Raw genomic sequence first — 17,086 nt, 5'->3', positions numbered from 1 at the left:
GTCGAAGCAGACGCGCAATGGTTATGATTTAGCGCAGAAAAGCGTCAACCCCGGCTGAAAGTGACCGAGACAAGCTGCCCCTCTTCATCCATCACCACCAGCTGATACTCTCCCGGATGATTAAGGTGCAGCGACAGGCTATCGGCAGCGTTTTGCGTCATCAGCGGCTCACCATTCAGGAACCACCAGCGCTGCGCACCCTGCCCACCCTGCACCGCGACCGGGATCGTCAGCGCGCTATTGCCCGGCAGCGGCTTAACGATTTGCCCCTCAATGACGCCCGTGACGATCAGTGGTGCGCTACTGCCCTGCTGTAGAGGTGGACAATGGGCATCAATGGATGGCAAGCGCTGCGCCCGCCGCTCCTGAGGCGGCAGCCAGGCCTCCAGCGGTAGCGGCCAGACCAGCCGTTCATGACGGGTGGCACCGGGGCAATCTGCTGCGACTCGCAGCCCCTGCGCATTCTGCCAGTAGCCCAGGCGTAATCCGCTGAGGCTCTCCTGCCCCGGCGCCAGCAGGGTTGGCGGCAGCGTATCCGAGGCAACCCAGCTTTGCCGACGCTGGCGACAGTTCTCATCTCCGGCTGGCAGCGGCTGACCACCAGGCCAGCAAATGGTCGCGACCGTCACCGAGGCCGGTCGCGGATCGACCGGCACGTCACGCCTGCCGAGGCGACTCATCAGCACGCTGTTAATCTGATTCATGATCGGTACGGCAGAGGCAAAACCAAACTGCCCGGCAACCGGGGTGGCATCGGGTCGCCCGACCCAGACGCCGATCAGATAACGGGGATTGATGCCCACCGACCAGGCGTCGCGATAGCCGTAACTGGTGCCGGTCTTCCAGGCCAGCGGTACCACGTCGGGTACGCTGCCATTACCGGCAGGCTGAGCTTCTCCCGCAAGGATACGCCGGATGATCCACGCCGATTCCTTCGAAAGCAGCGGCCGCTGCTGCAAAGGTTGATCGGGCATCCAGCGCAGCTGAGCGGCATTACCGTGACGGGCAAAGGCGCTATAAGCCGCCACAATTTCATCCATGCGCGCCCCGGTGCCGCCAAGAATCAATGAAAGATTAGGTTCCGCACCTGGCGGGAAACGTAAATTCAGACCCACATTGCGCAGACGCGCCGCAACGTTTTTCGGTCCCAGCGACTCCAGCACCTGCACGGCAGGCAGATTCAGGGAGCGCACCAGTGCATCGCTGGCGCTGACCGGCCCATGAAAGCCAGTGTCAAAGTTGCCTGGCCGGTAATCGCCAAAGCGACGCGGCACATCCTGCAACAGCGATTCGGCATGAATCAGTCCTTCATCCAGCGCCATGCCGTAAATAAACGGTTTTAACACCGAGCCTGGCGAGCGCACGCTGGCGATCATGTCCACATGCCCAAAACGGCTGTCATCGGTAAAGTCAGCCGAACCGACGTAGCCCCTGACCGCCATAGTAGTGTGATCCACCACCAGCATCGCCAGCGAGGTGCGCGGCGGAAGCTGGTTTTTAACGTTCAACGCCAGGCTCTCCAGCTCGCGCTGCAATGAAGGATCGAGCGTGGAGACAATCTTGTCACTGGCGTTGATCGACAGCAGACGCCGGGCCAGCAGCGGCGCCATCTGCGGCATCTGTCGTGGCGGCAGCCAGACCGGCTCCTGACGAATTTCCGCCACCTGTTCAGCGGACCAGATGTTATATTCCGCCAGTCGATCCAGCACTTTATTGCGTGCGGCTTCCGCCCGCTCCGGCCAGCGATCGGGCCGCAGTCGGCTGGGTGCCTGCGGCAAAACGGCAAGCAGCGCTGCCTCGCCCGGCGTCAGCTGCGACGGGGCCTTTCCCAGCCAGCTCCAGCTTGCTGCGCCCACGCCTTCCAGAGTGCCGCCAAAGGGCGCACGGTTAAGATAGAGTGTCAGGATGTCACGTTTGGAAAGATGCCACTCCAGCTGCAGCGCCCGCCACGCCTGGATTAGCTTGCCGCGCAGCGTACGGGGTTGCGGGTCGATAAGGCGTGCTACCTGCATGGTCAGCGTGCTGCCACCGGAAATGACGCTTTGATGGCGTAAATCCTGCCAGGCCGCACGCACCAGCGCCAGGGGATTGATACCGGGGTGATACCAGAACCAGCGATCTTCATAGATCAGCAGCGCCTGCAGATAAACAGGGGCCACCTCCTCTGGCGTGACGGGATAGCGCCAGATGCCCTTGCTGTCAGCAAAGCGCCAGAGCGGCGTTCCGTCGCTGGCCACAATCACCCGCGCAGGCTGCACCTGTTTAAGCGGCAGCGGGAACAGGCGATCCAGTCCCCACGTCGTCAGCCATAACGCCAGAAAAAAAAGCGGCAGCGCGAGCCACCGTTTTTTAATGGTGCTGATGTTTAACACGCCCCGCGTCACTTACTGGATATGCAGCTGCGGCGGCGTGCTGCCGGTAGCGCGCCACTCCGGTACATACATCGACTCCACCTGCGGCGGCGGCATCAGGTAGCGGCCCGGCGTGACCGCCCGCGCCAGATAGACCAGCGTTGCGGGACGATAAGTATCTACCGCCAGCGCCGCAACAAAGCGATCGTCACGGAACTCAATGTGCCTGATGTCAGCCTGTTGCATGTCACCCATGCTTTCCTTCAGCGCATCCGCACTGTCACCGAGGCTGGCGCTGCTGTCGGCCAGATTCTGGTTTTCCAGCTCCAGACCAGCAGGCAGCAGATCCACCACCAGCGCATCACTGATGCTGCGTTTCGACGAAACGATCAGACGGACCACCAGCAACTCACCGCTGCGAAGATTATTGAGATCGGCAGCTTTGCCATCCAGGGTGAAGTATTCACGCTTTATCCCGAGCACGTTGCTCTCAGGCTGAGGCGCGGCCAGCGGATAACCGGTGACGTCCAGACGACCATACAGCGGCGCACTGCCCGGATTACTGATGGTTAAGCCCTGCAACAGCCGCTCAGCCCCCAGCCCTTTGTTCAGCGGTGCATCGCTTTGCAGAGGCTGTGGATTGCCCGAAAGCAGCGCCTGCCAGCTTCCGCCCTGCGCACGTTGCAGGGTATGAGCAGCCAGATAAAGCGCGTTATTTTCCTGGGTCGAGAACCAGCGTTTGCCCCTGACCTCTTTAGACAGCGACAGCAGCAGACTGTTCTGCAAATCAGGTTGCAGCTTATTCCCGGCTAACAGGGCAATCATCATTCCCTCATCGCGCACCGTGCTGCCATAGTCGCCGTACCACTCTTTGTCTGAACGCGTCAGCGTGGCACCCTGCATGATCGCAAGCGATGCGCGCTGCCCGTCCCCCATCAGCTTCAGCGCAACACCCAGCTGCATCAGCGCCAGGCCAGAGCGGGCTTTCTCACGTTTTTCATACAATGCACGCAGTGCACCCAGTGGCGCGCGCTGCTGACGCGCCAGCACCAGTCCGGCGTAAGCCTGCACGCTGAACTGCAGCGCGGCGTTGTCGTCACTGCCGCCGCCGCTGATCTGCGCTGGATCCTGCAGATAGCGCAGCAGCCGTGCGTTAGCGCGCTCAACCACATTATCCGGCAGCGCATAACCCGCCTCACTGGCACGCAGCAGGAAGTCCGTCACGTAAGGCGTCAGCCAGAACTCTTCTTCACTCTGTTTATCCCACAGCCCAAAGCTGCCGTTGGCTCGTTGCATGCCTGCCAGACGGGCGATGCCGGTATCGACGGCGGCCCGACGCGCTTCATCGCTGCTGGTTTTAATGCCCATGGCGGTTAGCTCAGCATGGCTGGTGTAGAGCGAAGGCCAGAGCCCGCTGGTAGTCTGTTCCAGACAGCCGTAGGGATAGGCATAAAGCGCACTGATATAGCTGGCGATGTTCAGTGGCGGGCGATTGCTCAGCGTCAGCTGTCCACTCAGCGTCTGCGCATCCAGGCCCGTCAGGGAAGCTGCCGCGACCTGCCAGGGCTGATCGGGATTGATGACGGCATCAAAGTTCAGCGTCACGGCCGGATAAGGTGGCCGGACGCCAATTTTCCACTGCTGTTTGCTCGGCTTTACCTGCTCACCCGGCAGGTTCAGACCGGAAATCTGCACCGCAATCTCGCCATCACCAAAGCCAGCTTTCGCCGTGACCGGAATCTGCAGCGTTGTGCGTGCGCCTTTGGCCAGCGTCACGCTCTGGCTGGCCGCACCGGCCAGATCCACTAAGCCACTGCTGGTCATATCTACTTTCAGCGTTTGTGGCAGGTCGGTAAGGTTAGTGAGATCCAGCGCCAGGGAGGCCGAATCGCCGCTGGCAAGGAAGCGCGGGGTTGCCAGTTCGCTGATCAGCGGCGCCGCGACCACCAGCTTGCGCTCTGCCGCACCGAAGCTGTCATCGCTCCAGGCCTGAGTCATCAGCCGCAGTTCGCCGTTAAACGCCGGGATCGGCAGCGTAATCGATCCATTACCCTCTTTATCCAGCGTCACCGCCTGCAACTGCTGCGCGACGATATTGACGTGCGTCACCGGCTTTTTACCGCCGCGCGTCATCGATTCATCCTCGCCATCACCACCAAAACGCAGTGCCGCCAGCCGGCCTCCGCCTTCGATTAACTGACCAAAGACATCGTACTGATCGACGTTGTAGCGTTTACGGCCAAAGAAAGCCTGCCACGGATCGGGCGTTTTAAAATCTGTCACGCTCAGCACGCCGCTATCCACAGCTGACAACAGCACATTCACTTTTTCCGGCAGCGGCCCGCCGTCACGACTGGCATGAACTTTTACCGTCAGGAATTGCTCAGGACGGGTTTTGTCGGGTGCATCCAGCGTCAGGTTTAAGCGACGCGCCTCTGTCGCCATCGGCAGATGCAACAGCCCTACCGCGCGTTTTGGCGTTACGCCGCTGACCTTATCGCCATCACGGACCACAATAGCGCTGAAGTAGAGATCGTGACGCCGCCAGCTCTCAGCAACCGGCACATCCACTGTTGTGCCGCCCTTTGGTACGGTCAGCGGTTGCCACCACAGCGTGCCGCTGCTCGACTCCACCATCAGGTAACCTTTACCCGCAGCGGGTGACTCAACCTGCAGATGCACGGTATCGCCCGGCTGGTAAGCCGCTTTGTCCAGCTTCAGTCTGACCTGGTCCGGGCGTAATGCGCCCGTGCCGTTGGTATTGTCCTGCCAGTCATAACCGGCCTGGAAACGCACGCTGCTGACGATCTTTTCGCCCGCCTGCACTTCCAGCCTATAGTGGCCCCATTCAACCGGGAAGCTGACTTTGGTGCTGCCGTCAGCCGGGACAGAAATGGCACGTTCATCTTCCTGCAGATCCTTGTCACCATACTGTGACTGCCAGCCTTCGCTGTCAGAGAAGCTCCAGTAGTAGTCACGGCGTTCACGAATCAGGCGCACATCCAGCTTGTCTGCCGCCAGTTTTTTGCCCTGACTGTTGGCATAGACAATGTCGAATTCGGCCAGGCTCTCTTCTGGCACGGTAGGCTCATCGTGATAACTGTCACTGCGGTAGTCATAAACGGCCTTGTTACCAAACAGTGGCCGGATGCCTGGCAGGGCGTCAGCGGGCCAGATAGCCTGAGTTGCGCGGCGGGTGACCGGACGGCCGCCGGTCTCCAGCAGGCTGGCCTGCAGGATCAGGTTGAGTGGAGAGTGCAGCTGATCCCACTGACTCTCTACCGAAAGCTGTGCTTTACCGCTGGCGTCCAGCTTGAGATCTACCTCATCCAGCGTTCGCTTTACTCCCTCTTCGGTGATGTCACCAAATTGGTAGCCCGGCAGTGCCGCCACCGCTTCGCGTGCCGGTCGCAGATAGAGTTGTCCCTGTAATGTATTACCTGCCGCAGGTGCGCCATAGAGATAGCGACCTTCAATGCCGAACTCAACGCTGGCATCAGCAGGCTGCGGCTGAGGGTCATTTTTCAGAGTTAACGCCATGCGCTCCGGCAGAAAATCCTCGACGTGGAACGTCCATTCGCGCTTGAGGTTATCGCCGGTATTGAGTCGCAGCATCCAGTCGCCGGTCATGGCGGATTCGGGGAGCGCCAGTCGTTGCTGATAAAATCCCGCTTCAGGCTGCCAGACAAAGGTCCGCATCACCTGGCCATCAGGCTGCACCAGCTCCGCTTTTATCGGCTGGGCGGGCAACGGGTGTCCGTCGGCATCACGAAGCAGTGCATTAACGATGACGATTTCGCCAGGACGATAGATATCGCGCGGCCCAAAGACAAATAGCTGTTTGTCATAGCCCTGCGGTCCCGCAACCGGAAACTCAGCGAGATCCAGCGCCGGGCGCGCCAGGTCGATCATCGAGGTCTGTTCACCCTGCACAGCCAGCAGAATCTTGCCTTTTTCATCCGCCCTGAGACGCAGATGACCGGTGTTATCACTGGTCCCGCTCTGCAGCACCTGCCCTTTCGCATCCAGCAGCCTCACGCTGACGCCGGAAAGCGGCTGGCCATTTGCCAGGCTCTGGGCAAACAGGTCGAACTGCGTCGGGAAGCGATGCAAAGAGAGGCCAATGTCACTCAGGGTGAAAAGCGTGGCGGGCTGGCTGTAGTGATAGGTCCCGGCCTGTTTCATCACCGCCAGATAGACGCCCGGTTGCTGAAGCGCGGTAATATCGCTCATCGGCAGCTGCAATTTTTCGCGGGTGTTTCGCGCCGGGTTAAGCTCAAAGCGTCCGGTATAGACCAGCTGGCTGCTTTTCAGCAGATCCTGCGACTGCCAGCTGGAGAGGTTGTTGCCGTAATTCCACTGCGAGAGAAATTCCGCCAGGCCCGCATTCCTGATGCGGAAGAAATCGACATCGACCTGATTCACATTCAGCGCCAGCACCGGCAGTCCCTGCGTGATACGCAGCGGCAGCAGTGAACCGCGACTGGCAAAACCTACCATCGGCTGAATATCACTGGTGACAATTTTCTGGCTGTAATCGGCGGCAAGCGTTTCACCGCTGGCCGCGCGCAGTCCCGCATCCACTGTGACGGTGAAGTGACGTGCGGGTTCAGGATGGCGGAAGCGCAACGTTTTGCGGTTAGAAGAAAGTTCCCAGCCGCCGTCTACCCGACCCTGTTTATCGTCGGTCAGCCTGATTTTTTGCGCGATATTCTGTTTGTCATCCAGCGGCTGACTGAACGTTAAGACCAGCGCAGCGGCACCGTCGATCTGCAGTTCTGAGAGATCAATAATCGTCAGCGGTTTGCTGACCGGAGAAGTTGCGGGTGCCTCTGCGGCCTGAAGAGGTAAAACAGGTAACAGGGTCGCTGACAGCAGCGAGCCACCGAACAGCATACTGAGCAGCAGCCGGGTAGTGCGTTTCTTCATGGTAGTTCCTTCACCGGGACGCAGGGAGTGTCGTTTGATTACGCCGCGCAATTTCATATCAATGCTCGCATTTAATCAACGCTTCTCTTGAGATGGTGCGCACATTCCCTGACACTGGTATGACAGATTGCTGAGATGAGGTTGTTATGACGACGCCACTGTTTGTGTCCGCCGACTGGTTACAAGAGCACTATAACGATGAACGGCTTCAGGTGCTGGATGCACGTATGTTGCCTGCCGGGATGGAAGCGGTTCGCGATATCCTGGCTGAATATCTGGCGGGTCATTTACCCGACGCCCCTTTTTACGATATTGAAGCGCTTTCCGATCACACCAGCCCCTATCCGCATATGCTGCCGCGCGCCGAGACGTTTGCCGTCGCGATGCGTGAGCTGGGCGTCAGCAGTGATAAGCACCTGGTGGTGTATGACGAGGGCAATCTCTTCTCCGCGCCGCGTGCCTGGTGGATGCTGAAGACTTTTGGTGTGGCTCAGGTGTCGATTCTTACCGGGGGTTTGCAGGGCTGGAAAGAGGCCGGTTTTGCGCTGGTAACCGGCGAAGTGAATCTGCCGGAAGGTGAATTTGAGGCCCATGCGGATGAAAGCCGGGTGAAACGCCTGACGGATGTGCTGCTGATCAGCCATGAAGGCGGCGCACAGATTGTTGATGCGCGTGCTGCTAACCGCTTTAACGCTGAAGTAGACGAGCCGCGACCCGGGCTGCATCGCGGGCATATTCCCAATAGCCTGAACGTGCCGTGGAATACGCTGGTTGAGCAGGGAAAACTCAAGCCGGAAGCAGAACTGCGCAGGCTGTTTGCTGACGCGGGTGTCGATATTACTCAGCCAGTGGTCGCCAGTTGTGGCTCAGGCGTGACGGCGGTGGTGTTGATTCTGGCGCTGACCGCGCTGGGCGTACGGGATGCCACGCTGTATGACGGATCCTGGGGCGAATGGGGCAGTCGCGACGACTTACCGATAGCGAAATAAAAAACAGGCGGCCCATGAGCCGCCTGTTTTTCGGGTGCGTCAGATAATCCGCTCACTGCCCTTGAAGTCGCGCAGGAAACTGCCCCAGCGACGTTCATAGAATGGCGTGATGTGGGCGGTAAAGAAGTGGCTGATGCCGCGATCGTTCAGCGTCACTTCACAGATATCTACTGGCGCATCGTCCGGCAGTGTATCCGTTGCCACACTGCCCGCCGCCTGAATAATCGCCTCAATATTGCTGTCCGCTTCAATGCCGATCAGCAGATTAGGCGCTTCATCGGCCCGCTCACGAATGCTGGCGATAAACGCGCGGCGCACCTGCTTGTGCTTAGTGAACAGCTGAGTCAGCGAGTCGATCATCTGCGCTGGCGGTTCTGCCACTTCAGAAAGCAGCAGGGATTGTCCACCTTCCAGCACGGTTTGCTGGCTTAGCGCACTGCCTTCTTCGGCCAGCAGATGGGTGATCTCAGCCGCCGTAAATTCTTTGCCGGAAGGCAGTTTGGGATTGAGGAACAGCGTCTCACCGCGTGTCATCTCAAATAGCGTCTGCACGGGCAAACGCAGCCAGGATTGCTCACCGCTGACCGCTTCACTCATCGCCTCTTCTGACGTGAAGAAAGGAATGATGCTGCTGCCATCCTCTTTTTCCCAGTGCTGCAGATCAACGGGCGTACTGGCATCAAGCTGTTGCGTGGTGCTTTCGCCTGGAACAAAGACGTCAGATTCCAGCAGCAACTGGAAAAACTCCGGCCGATGGGCAGGCTCAGTGGCCGCCAGCTTCAGCACCTCTTCAAGACGGTTCATAGTTTCCCTCTGAACGGTTTCCTTTTGTACAGCGGCAGCATCAGCCACCGCTGAAATCGGCTTATTTCAGTAACAGATTGGCAAGGGTACGCACGCCAAGACCTGTTGCACCCGCTGCCCACTGATCAACGGCGCCTTTGCGATAGGTCGCGGAGCAGTCGATGTGCAGCCAGCCCTGCTGATAGTTGCTAACGAAGTGTGACAGGAACGCTGCTGCGCTGCTGGCACCTGCCGCATGAGACGGGCTGGCGATATTATTGAGATCGGCAAAGTTAGACGGCAGATGGCTGCGATGGAATTCAGCCAGCGGCAGACGCCAGAAAGGTTCGTTCTCACTTACCGCACTGCCCATCAGCGACTGCGCCATCACATCATCAAAGGTGAACAGTGCATGGTAATCATTGCCCAGCGCCGTCTTAGCCGCGCCGGTCAGCGTTGCAGCGTCGATGATCATCGTCGGATTCTGTTCGCTGGCGTCGATTAAACCGTCAGCCAGAACCAGGCGACCTTCCGCGTCGGTATTCATCACTTCCACTGATTTACCGTTGCGATAGCGAATGATGTCGCCCAGCTTGAAGGCGTTACTGCTGACCATGTTATCGGCACAGCAGAGATAGAGTTTGACGCGCTTGTTGAGACCGCGCGAAATCGCCATGGCCAGTGCACCCGTAACGGTCGCTGCGCCGCCCATGTCAGACTTCATCGAGTCCATGAAGCTACTCTGCTTCAGGCTATAGCCGCCGGTATCAAAGGTGATGCCTTTTCCGACCAGGCAGGCGTAGACCGGCGCATTCTCGTCGCCTGTCGGGTTGTAGTCGAGCGCCAGATAGACCGGCGGGCGATTCGAACCGCGTCCTACGGTGTGCAGGCCCATGTAGCCCTGCACCCGCAATTCATCGCCTTTGGTAATGCGATAGCTGACGGCGTCACCGCCCACTTCACTGATCAGATCGACGGCATTGTGCGCCAGCTGCTCCGGCCCCAGATCTTCTGCAGGCAGGTTAATGACGTTGCGAACCCAGTCGATAATTTTCAGACGGCGATCAAACTCCGCCTGCTCATGTTCGCCCAGCGCTGGCCATTCAACCTGACGCTGGCCTTTCGGGCCACGGAAGCCCTGCCAGAATGCCCAGCACTGCTCAAGGTGCCAGCCTTCGCCGGTCAGCGCCACATGGCGAATACCCTGGCCGTCAATTTTGTGCGCCGCACGCTGAATGGTATTCAGCGCATCTGCGCCGGTCAGGTGCAATGTCATGCCGCTGTCATTGCTGCTGAGAATCGCTTTATCGCCCCAGCGCGCATCGGCGGGCTGGCTGCTAAGCGTAATAGTCATCGGTTGTGTGGTCATCGAAAAGCTCCGTAATCGTTATCTGTTTCATCCAGCCTGATTGTTATAGCGGCTTTAATAAGATGTTAAATGTAGTGCACAGAGAGACCTGATAACAGATTCCGCCAGGCGTTGCCAGAGAAGTGCCCATATTGGCGCAATTTCCGGACTAAAACCGGGTATCAGGATTTCATTAAGGCCCGCAGACGGGTCACCGATTTCTGCACCAGTGTAATGGCGTAATCGATCTCTTCTTCAGTCGTGAAGCGTCCCAGTGAGAAACGCAGCGAACTGTGGGCCAGCTCTTCACTCAGGCCCAGCGCACGCAGGACATATGAAGGTTCCAGGCTGGCGGAGGTACAGGCCGAGCCGGAAGAGAGCGCCAGGTCTTTCAGCGCCATAATCAGTGATTCGCCCTCAACGTCAGCGAAACTGAGGTTAAGAATGTTGGGCGCGCGCAGGTTGTGATCGCCATTGAGGGTGATGCCCGGCAGTGTGCTGATGCCCAGCCACAGACGATCGCTCAGAGCCTTCAACCGCGCCATATCGGTTTCACGCTCTTCTGCTGCGATGCGATAGGCTTCACCCATGCCGACAATCTGATGCACCGGCAAGGTGCCGGAGCGCATCCCGCGCTCATGCCCGCCGCCGTGGATCTGCGCCGCGATCTGCACGCGCGGTTTACGCCGTACATAGAGCGCGCCGATACCTTTAGGGCCATAGAGTTTGTGGGCGGAAAAGGACATCAAATCGACCGGTAACTGGCTGAGATCGACAGGCAGTTTGCCAACGCTCTGGGTAGCATCTACATGGAACAGAATCTCACGCTCACGGCAGAGTTCGCCAAAAGCGGCGATATCCTGAATCACCCCGGTTTCGTTATTCACGTGCATCAGGGTGACTAAAATCGTGTCGTCGCGCAGCGCCGCACGCAGCTGGTCAGGCGAGATAATGCCGTTTGCCGCTGGCGTCAGATACGTGACATTAAAGCCTTCGCGCTCCAGTTGCTGACAGCTGTCGAGCACCGCTTTGTGTTCTGTCTGGCTGGTGATGATATGTTTGCCGCGCGCCTGATGGGCGTGAGCCGCGCCTTTAATCGCGAGGTTATCGGATTCGGTGGCGCCAGAGGTAAAGACGATTTCGCGCGGATCAGCGTTAACCAGTTCGGCGATCTGATTGCGGGCAACATCCACCGCCTCTTCAGACTGCCAGCCAAAACGGTGCGATCGCGAGGCCGGATTACCGAACGTGCCATCCAGCGTCAGAAACTGCATCATTTTGCTGGCCACACGCGGATCGGCCGGCGTGGTGGCGGCGTAATCCAGGTAAATCGGTAATTTCATTGCGCTACAGCTCCGTATAAAAAATCATACGTCTTTATAGCAGATTCAGCCCTGACCGCGTTAGCAGTAAGGGCCGGAACAGCGGGGATTACGAGGCGCGCTGGTTAATGTTAATTTCCTGCGAACGCGGGCTCTGGAAGCGGCGATTATCGATCGCATTCTGACGATCGGCCACGTCCAGGATCTCCTGATTATTCACCAGCTCAGCCAGCGTAATATTGTTCAGGAACTCACTGATGCGCACGCTCAAATCGCGCCACAGCACATGAGTCAGGCAACGTTCGCCGCCCTGGCAGCCTTCTTTGCCCTGGCATTTGGTGGCATCAACGGACTCATCCACGGCGGTGATCACTTCACCAACAGAGATGGTGTTTGACTCTTTACCCAACAGATAACCGCCGCCGGGACCACGTACGCTGGAAACCAGACCATTTTTACGCAGTCGGGAGAATAACTGCTCCAGATAGGAGAGCGAGATGCCCTGACGCTCGGAAATATCTGCCAGGGGGACAGGGCCTTCATTGGAATGAAGGGCAACGTCCAGCATTGCAGTAACGGCATAACGTCCTTTGGATGTCAGTCTCATAGCGTACGACCTCAATAGCGTCCGGATAGCGGAAGATTAGCAACAGATGCTCTGAAGTCTGCCATTCCCGAGTAATTTGGTCAACTATTTAACCTGGTAAATTAGTCAGGTATTTAACCTGGTAATTTACTCAACTATTATCTTCTTCTTTTTTCTCGTTTTTACGCTTTTCAAACGACGAAAGCATGCCGCGCAGGATGTTGAGTTCGTCGCGTTCCGGGCGCGCACGGGTGTAAAGACGACGCAGTTTGCTCATCACCTGGCCCGGATTGGCTTCGCGGATAAAGCCGCTGTTCAGCATCATTTTTTCCATATGCTGATAGAAGCGCTCAAGGTCATCCACCAGCGGATAAGGTGACTCGTCATACTTCGGTGCCGGGCTGGCCTGTTCCTGCGACTGCAACCATGCCATGCGTACTTCATAGGCGATAATCTGCACCGCCATTGCCAGGTTCAGTGAGCTGTATTCGGGATTGGCCTGAATCGCGACGTGATAGTGACACTTCTGCAACTCTTCATTGGTCAGGCCGACGCGTTCACGACCAAAAACCAGCGCGACCGGAGCCTGCTGGCCCTCTTCCACGCTTTTCACGCCGCATTCACGCGCATCCAGCATCGGCCAGGGCAGCGAACGGGAACGTGCGCTGGTGCCGACCACCAGGCTGCATCCGGCGATAGCTTCATCCAGTGAGTCGACGATTTTTGCTTCGCCGATAACGTCACTGGCACCGGCAGCCAGAGAGATCGCCTGTGAGTCAGGCTTGACCAGTGGATTCACCAGATAGAGGTTCGTTAAGCCCATGGTTTTCATGGCGCGCGCAACGGAGCCCATGTTACCGGTATGAGAAGTCTCGACCAGCACGATACGAATATTTTGCAACATGATTAGGGATACTCAGAAACGGGTCAGTAAAATCAGTAGAGAGAATCTTAACATAAAGCAGGACATTTACCGAACACGCTGCTATACTCCGCGCCGTTTTCCCCGTTCTTTAACATCCAGCGAGAGATACCGATGCATCCAATGCTCAACATTGCCGTGCGCGCAGCGCGCAAGGCCGGAAATTTAATTGCCAAATATTATGAAACCCCGGACGCCGTCGAAGCCAGCCAGAAAGGCAGCAACGACTTCGTAACCAATGTTGACCGCGAAGCAGAACGCCTGATTATCGAAATCATTCATAAATCTTACCCGAAACACACCATCATCACTGAAGAAAGCGGTGAGCTGGCGGGCGAAGATCAGGACGTTCAATGGGTTATCGATCCGCTGGATGGCACGTCTAACTTCATCAAACGTTTACCTCACTTTGCCGTTTCAATCGCTGTGCGCATCAAAGGCCGCACTGAAGTCGCCGTCGTTTACGATCCTATGCGCAATGAACTGTTCACCTCTTCACGTGGTCAGGGCGCGCAGCTGAATGGCTATCGTCTGCGTGGCAGCACAGCACGCGATCTGGATGGCACTGTTCTGGCCACCGGCTTCCCATTCAAAATGAAGCAGCACGCGCCTGCTTATATGAACATCATGACCAAACTCTTTACTCAGTGTGCTGATTTCCGTCGCACCGGTTCTGCTGCGCTGGATCTGGCCTATGTGGCTGCGGGTCGCGTTGACGGCTATTTTGAGATTGGCCTGAAGCCGTGGGATTTTGCGGCGGGTGAACTGCTGGTTCGCGAAGCGGGCGGTCTGGTCACTGACTTCACCGGTAACCACGGCTATCTGCTGTCAGGCAACCTGGTCGCAGGTAACCCACGTGTGGTGAAAGCGATGCTCTCAAACATGCGTGATGAGCTGAGCGAAGCGTTAAAACGCTAAGTTTCAGTACAGAAAAAGGCGGCTTATCAGCCGCCTTTTTTGTTGCCTGTCATTCAGTGATGATTAACGACGTTCGTGTGTCAGCACCTGACGGGGCTGAGTACGACGACCTACCATACCCATCACACCGGCCAGTACGGCTTCGATAATCATCAGAATCAGGGCATACCAGCTCGCTTTAGCGGTTGCAGCAGCGGCTTTCTCACCAGCTTCACGCGCTTTCTGTTCAGCCTGCTGTTTCAGTTCCTGATACTTCTGAACGGCCTGCTGATAGCTCTGCTCAGTTTTGGCAACAATCTGATCCACTTCCTGATCGCTTTTACCGGTACGCGCTTTGATAATATTTTTCAGCGCATCACGATCGGCAGCCTGCAGGGTATCGGAATGACGATCCATCACCCCTTTCACCCAGTTCGTCAGATCGGTATCGGCTGTCTGCGGATGGTTCGCAGTATTGTTAGCCTGGTTTTCTGCATTCTGCGCTTCTTTATTTGCGTCCTGCTTCAAATTCTCAGGCTGTAATTCCGGTTTTCCGGTCTGACGTAATGTCGTTTCCAGTTCATTCTGCAGGTTATCTAAATTAATATTATTCTCCTGCAGTTTTTGTTTTGCCATTTGAGTAACCGAAGGCGCAGCAGCGGAAATACCACTACCCAGCGCCTGGAAACCTGAACCCACAATATTCATCGCGCCACCTAATACACTGGTTGCCAGCGTAATAGCCAGATAAATAGTGAAAATTGTGCTAAGGCCAAACATCAGTAAGCCGTGCAGTGCGCCTTCGCGCTGAGCCAGTCGACCAGCAACATAACTCCCTGCCGCCATCGCAACCAGCATTTCAATGGCCGTCCAGACCATTGCGCCAGTGCCAAGGCCGTCAAGAGGATTCTGTTCTTTCATTGGATCAATGGTGGTGGCACCAATAGCGGTTCCCAGCAGCGTCAGAATGATATGAACGATTAAGGCACAAATAACACCAGCAAACACGGCGCTCCATGAAATACGCTTCAGCGGTAATCCAGCGGGTCCGGTCGCCAGCGTTTCGGTGTAGCCATTATTAATACGGGTATCAGCCATGAAATATACTCCTCGCAATAAACAGAAAGCTGTCTTGATCTTTTATCATTCCGACGGCGGAATGCCGTTTTGGTATTAACAGCGTAGACAGGGAAATGTTATTTCTCCACTAAACTACGCAGAGAAAAATTAAAGAGGTGAATTTAAAGATAATTAAAGAAGAGAAGAGCGCAGCGGCAATTTTATTTCCGCTGCGCTTTTATTCAGAAAGGTCGAATTCCGCCGCCGAGCGTCAGCTGCGCTGACTGCCATAATGCGATACCCGCCACGATTAAAATCAGGCTGCCGGTTAACGCCAGCACTGGCATCAGCAGTCGCGTGATGCCTGGGGCAGCACCAGGCTGTGCCAGCCGCTGTGCGACCGAGCGCGCCTGCTGCACCAGCAGACCAATCGCCGAAATGGTCAGTGCTGTGCCGGCCGCCATTACGGCAGCAGAGAGAATGCCCCAGCCATAAACACCAATGACTTTGGAAAATAGCAGCATCATAATTGCGCCGGAACAGGGACGTAAGCCCATCGACACCACCACCAGCAGCTGGGTTCTCCCGCTGACGTTGCCACTCATCTGCTGCGGCGTCGGCAGGTGTGCGTGTCCGCAGCCGCACTGCTCATCGTGCTGATGCTGCGGCCTGAAAGCACGAAAAGCCAGGGTTTGCCGTGGACGCAATGCCCGCCACAACGCACGCAACGCCCGATACCCAATCATCAGGCCCAGCCCTATCACCAGCAAATAACTGCCCTTCTCCAGCCAGAAGCTGCTGAGATGCAGCTGGCGCGATGAGGTTTTCAGCAGCACCAGCATCACCGTGACCAGCACAATCGCAACCGAGCCCTGCAGCAATGAGGCAAGCAGCGTCAGCCTGATGCTGGTTCTGACGCGGCTCGGATGGGTCGCCAGAAACGTTGCGATGACGACTTTACCGTGGCCCGGACCCAGCGCGTGTAATACGCCATACAGCAGGCTGAAAATCACCAGCGAGAGGCCAGCCTTGTGTGGCTGCTCCGCCACCTGCTGTAATAGCTGGGTCATCTGCCGGTGCAGGTCTTTTTGCCACAGCACGCTCTGCAGCAGAATCTGCGACCAGTAAAGCCAGACCAGCAGCGCACCGCCGAGGAAGAGTCCTGCCATCAGCCAGAATGGCCAGAGTCGGGTGGCCCGTAAGGGTGTGGAGATCACTGACATGTCAGCACCACCGTCTGAGCGAACTGGCGACCCAGATCCATCTCCTCCGCCGGGGCGTCCGCTTTATCCAGCGATAGCGCATATTGCTTCAGTGAGTCGTTGGGCTTTGGCGTATTAAGGGCAAACTGGCAGCGCGTCTGAAGCGACGGTGGCAGCGTCAACGCGCCGGAATTGTCGTAGAACATATCGACGAAATAGGTGGGATCAAAGGTCAGGATCTCAAAGCGCTGGCCGGTCAGCTTCGGGGGTTCCGCCAGCGGCAGAATGAATTCCAGCACCGCTTTGTGGCCGTTACGCGAAAGGTTGTATTCCGTTGGCAGATTCAAAAACTTTACCCGCTGTTGGTTATGCCAGATTTCAGAAAAGTAGTGCTGGCCCAATACGTTCGCCATCACGCCCGCTGCCAGCTTTTTCCACACCACGCTGCCAGGTTTTGCATCGCCCGCGTCATACAGCAGATCGGCGGAGGTAATCTCATCCATCGTCCAGATCATCTTTAACCCGGTAAACGTATCACCCTGCACGACCAGTTCCGTTTTCATATCGATAAAGCTGTGAGGATGCGCCAGCACAGCCGGACTTAATACCATTAACAGAGCAAAGAGTACGCGTTTCATAATGTTATAAAGTAACGTTTCCGATTAAAAGGATCGATAAGTAACAAATTTTGTGACCCG

General features: G+C 57.0%; 12 protein-coding genes. 2 read left to right on the top strand and 10 right to left on the bottom strand.

Annotated elements, in window-relative coordinates:
• Nucleotides 1-44: 44 nt before the first annotated feature.
• Nucleotides 45-2,384, bottom strand: coding sequence for a peptidoglycan glycosyltransferase PbpC (pbpC, locus tag HZZ01_RS00470; protein WP_179895043.1), 2,340 nt, complete (start codon nucleotides 2,382-2,384; stop codon nucleotides 45-47).
• Nucleotides 2,385-7,280, bottom strand: coding sequence for an alpha-2-macroglobulin (locus HZZ01_RS00465; protein ID WP_179895042.1), 4,896 nt, complete (start codon nucleotides 7,278-7,280; stop codon nucleotides 2,385-2,387).
• 146 nt (nucleotides 7,281-7,426) lie between these two features.
• Between HZZ01_RS00465 and sseA the strand changes: the two genes are divergently transcribed.
• The gene (gene sseA, locus HZZ01_RS00460) at nucleotides 7,427-8,269 is read left to right on the top strand and encodes a 3-mercaptopyruvate sulfurtransferase (RefSeq protein ID WP_179895041.1); all 843 of its coding nucleotides are present in this window, start codon (nucleotides 7,427-7,429) and stop codon (nucleotides 8,267-8,269) included.
• A 39-nt stretch (nucleotides 8,270-8,308) separates the two neighbouring features.
• Here the strand turns inward: sseA and sseB are convergent, their stop codons facing one another.
• The 5 genes from sseB to trmJ form a co-directional block, all read right to left on the bottom strand.
• Nucleotides 8,309-9,073 carry an enhanced serine sensitivity protein SseB gene (sseB, locus tag HZZ01_RS00455; RefSeq protein ID WP_179895040.1) on the bottom strand — a complete coding sequence of 255 codons (765 nt, stop codon included), beginning with the start codon at nucleotides 9,071-9,073 and terminating at the stop codon, nucleotides 8,309-8,311.
• Between the two features lie 61 nt (nucleotides 9,074-9,134).
• Complete coding sequence (gene pepB / locus HZZ01_RS00450) at nucleotides 9,135-10,421, bottom strand: aminopeptidase PepB (RefSeq protein WP_179895039.1); 1,287 nt, start codon at nucleotides 10,419-10,421, stop codon at nucleotides 9,135-9,137.
• 161 nt (nucleotides 10,422-10,582) lie between these two features.
• Entirely contained in the window at nucleotides 10,583-11,743 is a 1,161-nt protein-coding gene (locus tag HZZ01_RS00445; protein ID WP_179895038.1) for an IscS subfamily cysteine desulfurase, read from the bottom strand.
• A gap of 88 nt (nucleotides 11,744-11,831) precedes the next feature.
• Nucleotides 11,832-12,329: a Fe-S cluster assembly transcriptional regulator IscR gene (gene iscR / locus HZZ01_RS00440; RefSeq protein ID WP_179895037.1), complete on the bottom strand. Its 498-nt coding sequence runs from the start codon at nucleotides 12,327-12,329 to the stop codon at nucleotides 11,832-11,834.
• 130 nt (nucleotides 12,330-12,459) lie between these two features.
• Nucleotides 12,460-13,212, bottom strand: coding sequence for a tRNA (cytosine(32)/uridine(32)-2'-O)-methyltransferase TrmJ (gene trmJ, locus HZZ01_RS00435; protein ID WP_179895036.1), 753 nt, complete (start codon nucleotides 13,210-13,212; stop codon nucleotides 12,460-12,462).
• A gap of 132 nt (nucleotides 13,213-13,344) precedes the next feature.
• On the opposite strand from trmJ, the gene suhB reads away from it, so the two are divergent.
• Nucleotides 13,345-14,148, top strand: a complete 804-nt coding sequence (suhB, locus tag HZZ01_RS00430) for an inositol-1-monophosphatase (protein WP_179895035.1) — start codon at nucleotides 13,345-13,347, stop codon at nucleotides 14,146-14,148.
• A 63-nt stretch (nucleotides 14,149-14,211) separates the two neighbouring features.
• Here the strand turns inward: suhB and HZZ01_RS00425 are convergent, their stop codons facing one another.
• The 3 genes from HZZ01_RS00425 to HZZ01_RS00415 form a co-directional block, all read right to left on the bottom strand.
• Nucleotides 14,212-15,225 (bottom strand): TIGR04086 family membrane protein, encoded by a 1,014-nt coding sequence (locus HZZ01_RS00425; RefSeq protein ID WP_179895034.1) that lies wholly within the window; start codon nucleotides 15,223-15,225, stop codon nucleotides 14,212-14,214.
• 203 nt (nucleotides 15,226-15,428) lie between these two features.
• The gene (locus tag HZZ01_RS00420; protein ID WP_179895033.1) at nucleotides 15,429-16,409 is read right to left on the bottom strand and encodes a nickel/cobalt transporter; all 981 of its coding nucleotides are present in this window, start codon (nucleotides 16,407-16,409) and stop codon (nucleotides 15,429-15,431) included.
• Entirely contained in the window at nucleotides 16,400-17,026 is a 627-nt protein-coding gene (locus tag HZZ01_RS00415) for a DUF1007 family protein (RefSeq protein ID WP_179895032.1), read from the bottom strand. The genes HZZ01_RS00420 and HZZ01_RS00415 overlap by 10 nt, the downstream gene beginning before the upstream one ends.
• Between the last annotated feature and the right edge of the window lie 60 nt (nucleotides 17,027-17,086).

It is taken from the genome of Pantoea sp. WMus005, from assembly GCF_013415305.1.
GTDB lineage: Bacteria > Pseudomonadota > Gammaproteobacteria > Enterobacterales > Enterobacteriaceae > Pantoea > Pantoea rara.
This window is presented reverse-complemented; position numbering and strand designations above follow the sequence as displayed.